Genomic DNA, 7,195 nt, shown 5'->3' on the forward strand with positions numbered 1-7,195 from the left:
CACAAGATTCAAGCATCCATCGAGGAACAAGGTCAATAATTTGTCGAATAACTGGTTTTTTGATATTTTTGTTTCGCCTGAAGAGTCCCATAAAGTATTATTTGTTTCGCAAAATCAAAAATACGGGATTCTCAGGCATTTTTTATTTTAGACTTTCGGATAGCTATGATGTTTAATAAAACAATTGAATAGCAATAAAACAACCAGAATTTTAAGCGAAATAATTACATTTGTTACAACCTAATACCAAAGAACTTATGCCTTCTATTTACGACACTTCAGACAATGCGATTTTAATCGAGAGAATTCAGAATTTAAACGCCTCCTCTACTCCACTTTGGGGCAAGATGAGCGTGGACCAAATGTGTGAACACTGTATTGCTGCTATAAATGTAGCTTTTGGAAAACAAGATTTAAAAATTAGTTTTCCTATGCGTTTGTTGGGACGGTTATTAAAAAATAAAGCTTTTAACAGTGACTTTGGAAAAAATAGTCCCACGGCAAAAGAATTCCGTATCACTGCCCATTCTGATTTTGAAAAAAGCCGAGCACAACTTATAGCTTGTGTTCAAGAATTTGCCAAAGGAACTTCGGTAATTACGGTAATGCATCATCCGTTTTGGGGAAAGATGAGTTTTGAGGATTGGGACAAACTGATGTGGAGACACTTGGACCATCATTTGAGACAGTTTGGGGTATAACCGAAAATGTCTTAATTTGCAGGGATTGCGTGAGGGATAGCAGCGGCATCCTCTTGGGGCGGGGTTCGCCCCAAGAGATATAGCGGATAGCCCGACCCCGAGGAGCAGGGACTTTTGGTTATGCAAAGTCGTGTGCCTCGGGGTCACGCCCAAATAACTATAAGGATGTAGCACTTGATTCGTGTCCTATCATTTAATTTGTACCTTTGCACGATATAAAATACTACAATGAGAATTGATATTATTACCGTTTTACCTGAATTATTGAGAAGTCCTTTTGAAGCTTCGATTATGAAACGTGCTATCGACAAGGGGTTAGTGGAAGTGCATTTTCACAATTTGAGAGACTACACGACCAACAAACAAAAAAGTGTAGACGATTATCCTTTTGGCGGAGGCGCGGGTATGGTGATGACGGTGCAACCGATTGATGCTTGTATCACCCATTTGAAGAGCGAGAGAACCTACGACGAGATTATTTATATGTCACCCGACGGAGACACGCTGAACCAGAAAATGGCCAATACGATGTCGATGTATGAAAATATTATCATTTTGTGTGGGCATTATAAAGGTGTCGATCAGCGAGTGAGAGACCATTTTATTACCAAAGAAATTTCTATTGGCGATTATGTTTTATCTGGAGGCGAATTGGGAGCTTTGGTTTTGTGTGATGCCTTGATTCGATTGATTCCTGGGGTTTTGAGTGACGAAACCTCAGCTTTGACCGATAGTTTTCAGGACGGCTTATTATCGGGTCCGATTTACACTCGACCTGCGGATTACAAAGGCTGGAAAGTTCCTGATGTTTTGCTGAGTGGGCATTTTGCAAAAATTGACAAATGGAGAGAAGACATGGCTTATGAGCACACCAAAAACAGAAGACCGGATTTGTTGGAGGACAATTAAAAAAGACGCACCACTTGTACTAATGGACTACCAAAAACGCATTTACAACCCAAGGCATTATATTGAGAAAAATTACAACAAAACTATCTCGATAAAATCTTTAGAAATGGTTTCTTGTTATTCCTATAGAAATTTACAGCGTATCTTTTTTTCGCTTTTCAAGGAAACCATTGGTGCATATCAAACTAGATTAAAAGTTGAAAATGGATATAAAAAAATAGTCTATTCTAATGCTAAAATTTCAGATATAGCTTTAGAAATAGGTTTTTCTGATGTACAATCGTTTTCTAAAACATTCAAAAAACACTTTAATTGCTCTCCTTCACAAGCTCGAAATCAAAAAGAACTTCTGCTAAATGACACCGAGGTACAAAACTCAATAATATCAATTACAGCTCCTGAAATTCTTTACATCCCTAAAAAAACAGTCTACTACTTAAGTTGCAAAACTTCTTACATTAATCCCGAAATTGAGCAACTTTGGAAAACGATTTTAAAAAATGACTTTTCGGAGGTTAGCACACAATTTTATGGATTAATTGCCGATGATGTGGTTATCACAGAAAAATCAAAATGTACTTATGATGCTTGCCTAGAAACAAATTCAATTCTAACGAACCTACCCTCAAAATCTATTTTTGGTGGGAATTATGCTAAGTTTATACACCAAGGCTCCTATCAAGATTTAGAAAACACCTATCAACAAATTTTTGGGTCATGGATTTTAGAAAGCAAACAAGAATGTTCTCATACGCCTGTAATCGAACAATACCTCAAAAATGAGTCAAACTGTACCCATGAAAATGAGTACTTAACAGCTCTTTTTATTCCTCTTTTATAGAATGTCAATTTTGGACAACAAATAATCAAGCTATCGTGAATAGATTTGCCTTGTCTAAGTACTAGTAAACAAGGCATTTTATAATTTAAATATTCAAACTAATTATTATGAAAAAACTATTTACCATTGTTATATTATCTCCACTTTTCCTTTCTTGTCAAGAGGATTCGGAATTAACAACATCAGAAGAACCAATATCAACGGAAATCCTATACACTATGCCCGAAGAATCTGAACCTCATGAAGGCACTTGGCTACAATGGCCCCATCAATACCAGTATGGAATAGAATATAGAAATGAACTCGATGATACCTGGATAACTATGACAAAATCATTAATAAAAAGCGAGAAAGTTCACATCATTGCATATGACGCTAATGAAAAATCAAGAATACTTTTTTTGCTTGAAAAAGCAGGGGTTTCAGTAGCAAACATAGACTTTACAATTCAAAAAACGGACGATGTATGGGTACGAGATAATGGACCTATTTATGTAAGAAACAACAACAAAGAACTTGTAATTCAAGATTGGGGTTTTAATGGTTGGGGTAAAAAAACTGACTATAATAATTGTAACATTATACCCAATCGAATAGCAAAAGACCAGCAATTACAAATGATAGATTTAAATTCGGTGATGATAAACGAAGGTGGTGCGGTTGAAATTGACGGGCAAGGTACTTTAATGGCTACCAAAAGTGCTATATTAAACTCCAATAGAAACCCCGGAATGTCGCAATCACAAGCTGAAGTCATTTTTACAAAATATCTTGGTGTGACTAACTTCATATGGTTAGATGGAAAAGCTGGTAAAGAAATTACTGACATGCACATTGATGGTTTTGCACGATTTGGAAACAAATCCACAATTGTAACTATGGCTGTGGATGACTTATTGTATTGGGAAGTTCCAGAAAAAGACATTCAAACACTCTACAAGGCTGTCTCTAAAAATGGCAAAAACTATACTTTTCTTAAACTCCCATTAACAAAAAATGACGTAGTTACAGCAACAGGGAAAAAATTAAAATATAAAGGCTCTTATGTGAATTATTACATAGCAAATTCTGTGGTTTTAGTTCCAAACTATAACGATCCTAATGATGCATTTGCAAATGCCACCATTCAAACCCTTTATCCAAACCGAAAAGTCGTAGGGATTGATGTACGCAATTTGTATGCTAATGGAGGCATGGTTCATTGTGTAACACAACAACAACCTCGTAAATAACTATAATTATGTAAAGCGCAGAAAACCAAGACTTAGCTATTTTCAAATAAGTAGTGCAAAAAAATATTTTTTAACCATTCATAATTCATAATTATTTTTTACTTTTGCACCCACATTAGACCAACCTCTGGCGAGAACCGTGAATGTTGCTCTATTTTAAACCATAATTAAACATTTATCATGGCAGATTTATTGAAATTCGTTCAAAACGAGTTTGTTACAAGAAAAGATTTCCCTGAATTCGGAGCTGGAGATACTATTACAGTTTACTACGAAATTAAAGAGGGTGAAAAAACAAGAACTCAGTTTTTTAAAGGAGTAGTGATTCAAAGAAGAGGTTCAGGAAACACTGAAACTTTTACTATTCGTAAAATGTCAGGAGCTATTGGAGTAGAGCGTATCTTCCCAGTTAACTTACCTGCTTTACAAAAAGTTGAAATCAACAAAAAAGGTGCAGTTCGTAGAGCTAGAATTTTCTACTTTAGAGAACTTACTGGTAAGAAAGCAAAAATCAAAGACAAAAGAAGATAATCTTTTTTCTTTCAAATATAAAAGCCTCGAATTATCGAGGCTTTTTTTGTAGGTATAATTCAAAAATAAATATCAATTTACAATTTTAACCCCCTTAAAAATATCGATTTCGTAATATCACAACAACCACTTTAAATATTAAATTTTTCTAGTAAAATCAAAGAGTTTTTAAAACCGATTTACATATATTTGTTCGCCTTATTTTTTGCTTTATTCACAAACTAAGACAATTACTGAAGTGATTTCGATTAAAAAAAACAATAAAATGACACAAAAATCAAAAATTTTTTACACGCTTACCGATGAAGCCCCATTATTGGCTACATATTCATTTTTACCAATTGTTCAAGCTTTTACAGCCACATCAGATATAGAAATTGAAACAAGAGATATCTCATTAGCGGGAAGAATTTTAGCTAATTTTCCTGAATTTTTAAAAGAAGATCAAAAGACAAGTGATGCCTTATTAGAATTAGGAAAACTAGCCACCACTCCAGAGGCTAACATTATTAAATTACCAAACGTTTCTGCCTCAGTCCCTCAATTAAAAACAGCTATTGCAGAACTTCAAGCACACGGTTACGCCGTACCTGATTTTCCAGAAGACCCACAAACTGAAGAAGAGAAAAATAACAAAGCAAAATACGCAAAAGTATTAGGTTCTGCTGTGAATCCTGTTTTGCGTGAAGGGAACTCTGATCGTAGAGCACCAAAAGCTGTTAAGAATTACGCCAAAGCCAATCCACATGCTATGGGAGCTTGGTCTTCTGAGTCTAAAACACACGTGGCTTCAATGGAACAAGGTGACTTTTACGGAAGCGAACAATCTGTTACCGTTAGCCAAGGTACTGATGTGAAAATTGAATTCGTAGGTACAGACGGAACCACAACAGTTCTTAAAGCAAGTACACCGTTGAAAGCAGGCGAAATCATCGACAGTTCTGTAATGAATATCGCAGCCTTAAAAAGCTTTGTAGCCAAAACGATTGAAGAAGCAAAAGCACAAAATATCTTATTATCTGTTCACCTAAAAGCTACTATGATGAAGGTGTCTGACCCTATCATTTTTGGAGCTATCGTTGAAGTCTATTTTGCCGCTGTTTTTGAAAAATATGCAACGTTATTCAATGAATTAAATATTGATACTCGCAACGGCTTAGGAGATGTTTACGCTAAAATAGCCGGACATCCTCAACAAGCAGAAGTAGAAGCAGCTATTGATGCTGCTATTGCTAATGGACCTGCTTTGGCCATGGTGAATTCTGATAAAGGAATCACTAACCTTCACGTACCATCAGATGTAATTGTAGACGCTTCTATGCCTGCAATGATTCGTACTTCTGGTCAAATGTGGAATAAAGAAGGAAAGTCACAAGATACTGTAGCTATCATTCCAGACCGTTGTTATGCTGGTGTTTATACTGCAACCATTGATTTTTGTAAAAAACACGGTGCTTTTGTACCGACTACAATGGGAAGTGTACCTAATGTGGGATTAATGGCTCAAAAAGCAGAAGAATATGGTTCACACGATAAAACCTTCCAAATTCAAGGAGAAGGAGTGGTTCGTGTCGTAAACACTGAAGGCACTGTATTGATGGAACAAAAAGTAGCTAAAAATGATATTTTCAGAATGTGTCAAGCCAAAGACGCTCCAATTCAAGACTGGGTAAAACTAGCAGTAAACAGAGCACGTCTATCAGCTACCCCAGCGGTTTTCTGGTTGGATAACAACAGAGCGCATGACAGCCAATTGATTATAAAAGTTGAAAAATATTTAAAAGATTACGATACAACAGGATTAGACATTCGTATTTTAAGCCCTATCGAAGCGACTAATTTCACCTTAGAGCGCATCATCAAAGGATTAGATACCATTTCAGTAACTGGAAACGTATTGCGTGATTACTTAACCGATTTATTCCCAATCTTAGAAGTTGGAACTTCTGCCAAAATGCTTTCTATCGTTCCCTTAATGAATGGTGGTGGTTTATTTGAAACTGGCGCTGGAGGTTCTGCTCCAAAACACGTAGAGCAATTTATCGAAGAAGGCTACTTACGTTGGGATTCCCTTGGTGAATTTTTGGCTTTGGGCGCTTCATTAGAACATTTAGGACAAACTTTAAACAATGCAAAAGCGATTGTTTTAGCAGAAGCCTTGGATGTAGCTACAGAAAAATTCTTAGCAAATGACAAATCTCCTTCAAGAAAAGTAGGCGGAATTGACAATAGAGGTTCCCATTTCTACTTGGCGATGTACTGGGCAGAAGCTTTAGCCGCTCAAGATAAAGATGCTGATTTAAAAGCAATTTTCTCGCCTATTGCGACTGAATTCATTGCTAACGAAGCACAAATCAACAGTGAACTAATTGGTGCTCAAGGAAAACCGCAAACCATCGGAGGGTACTACCAACCGAATCCAGAGTTAACGAGTAAAGCCATGCGACCAAGTACCACTTTCAATACGATCTTGGCCAAAATCGCATAGTTTTAGAACTAAATATACTAGCAAAAAAGACAACTGGAAACGGTTGTCTTTTTTTTTTGAAATTGATGATGCTTTTATAAACCTGATCTTTTTATTTAAATATAGATATAATTATTACCGATTTAATTTTACAAACAACTGGAAAACGGCAGCGAATGAAACCAGAATATCAAGATCAGAATAGGGACTTTATAACACTAGAAATAGAAAATAAATAGAACAACATTTCTGTAATTATAAGGCCTTATTTATTAATTTAGGGAAATATTAAAAAAATGAAGTTTTTTAACACTAGAGAAATAGTTAAATATACTAAACAAGAATTCATAGCTATCCGAAAGTCTAAAATAAAAAATGCCTGAGAATCCCGTATTTTTGATTTTGCGAAACAAATAATACTTTATGGGACTCTTCAGGCGAAACAAAAATATCAAAAAACCAGTTATTCGACAAATTATTGACCTTGTTCCTCGATGGATGCTTGAATCTTGTG

Annotated in this window: 6 protein-coding genes; all 6 read left to right on the top strand. The window is 35.6% G+C overall.

What is annotated here, in order from left to right; translation table 11 throughout:
• Window positions 1–230: 230 nt before the first annotated feature.
• Window positions 231–701 (top strand): DUF1569 domain-containing protein, encoded by a 471-nt coding sequence (locus tag AO58_RS0116290; RefSeq protein ID WP_139225590.1) that lies wholly within the window; start codon window positions 231–233, stop codon window positions 699–701.
• Between the two features lie 228 nt (window positions 702–929).
• A complete protein-coding gene (gene trmD, locus AO58_RS0116295) occupies window positions 930–1,610 on the top strand; it encodes a tRNA (guanosine(37)-N1)-methyltransferase TrmD (protein ID WP_024982710.1) in 681 nt (226 codons plus the stop codon).
• Window positions 1,564–2,451 carry an AraC family transcriptional regulator gene (locus AO58_RS0116300; RefSeq protein ID WP_024982711.1) on the top strand — a complete coding sequence of 296 codons (888 nt, stop codon included), beginning with the start codon at window positions 1,564–1,566 and terminating at the stop codon, window positions 2,449–2,451. Before trmD ends, AO58_RS0116300 begins: the two co-directional genes overlap by 47 nt.
• 107 nt (window positions 2,452–2,558) lie before the next feature.
• Window positions 2,559–3,683: an agmatine deiminase family protein gene (locus AO58_RS0116305; protein ID WP_035717996.1), complete on the top strand. Its 1,125-nt coding sequence runs from the start codon at window positions 2,559–2,561 to the stop codon at window positions 3,681–3,683.
• 180 nt (window positions 3,684–3,863) lie between these two features.
• The gene (gene rplS, locus AO58_RS0116310) at window positions 3,864–4,214 is read left to right on the top strand and encodes a 50S ribosomal protein L19 (RefSeq protein ID WP_024982713.1); all 351 of its coding nucleotides are present in this window, start codon (window positions 3,864–3,866) and stop codon (window positions 4,212–4,214) included.
• 265 nt (window positions 4,215–4,479) lie between these two features.
• On the top strand, window positions 4,480–6,702 hold the full coding sequence (locus AO58_RS0116315; RefSeq protein WP_024982714.1) for an NADP-dependent isocitrate dehydrogenase: 2,223 nt from the start codon (window positions 4,480–4,482) through the stop codon (window positions 6,700–6,702).
• Window positions 6,703–7,195 lie beyond the last annotated feature (493 nt).

This window comes from Flavobacterium succinicans LMG 10402 (assembly GCF_000611675.1).
In the GTDB taxonomy this organism is placed as follows: domain Bacteria; phylum Bacteroidota; class Bacteroidia; order Flavobacteriales; family Flavobacteriaceae; genus Flavobacterium; species Flavobacterium succinicans.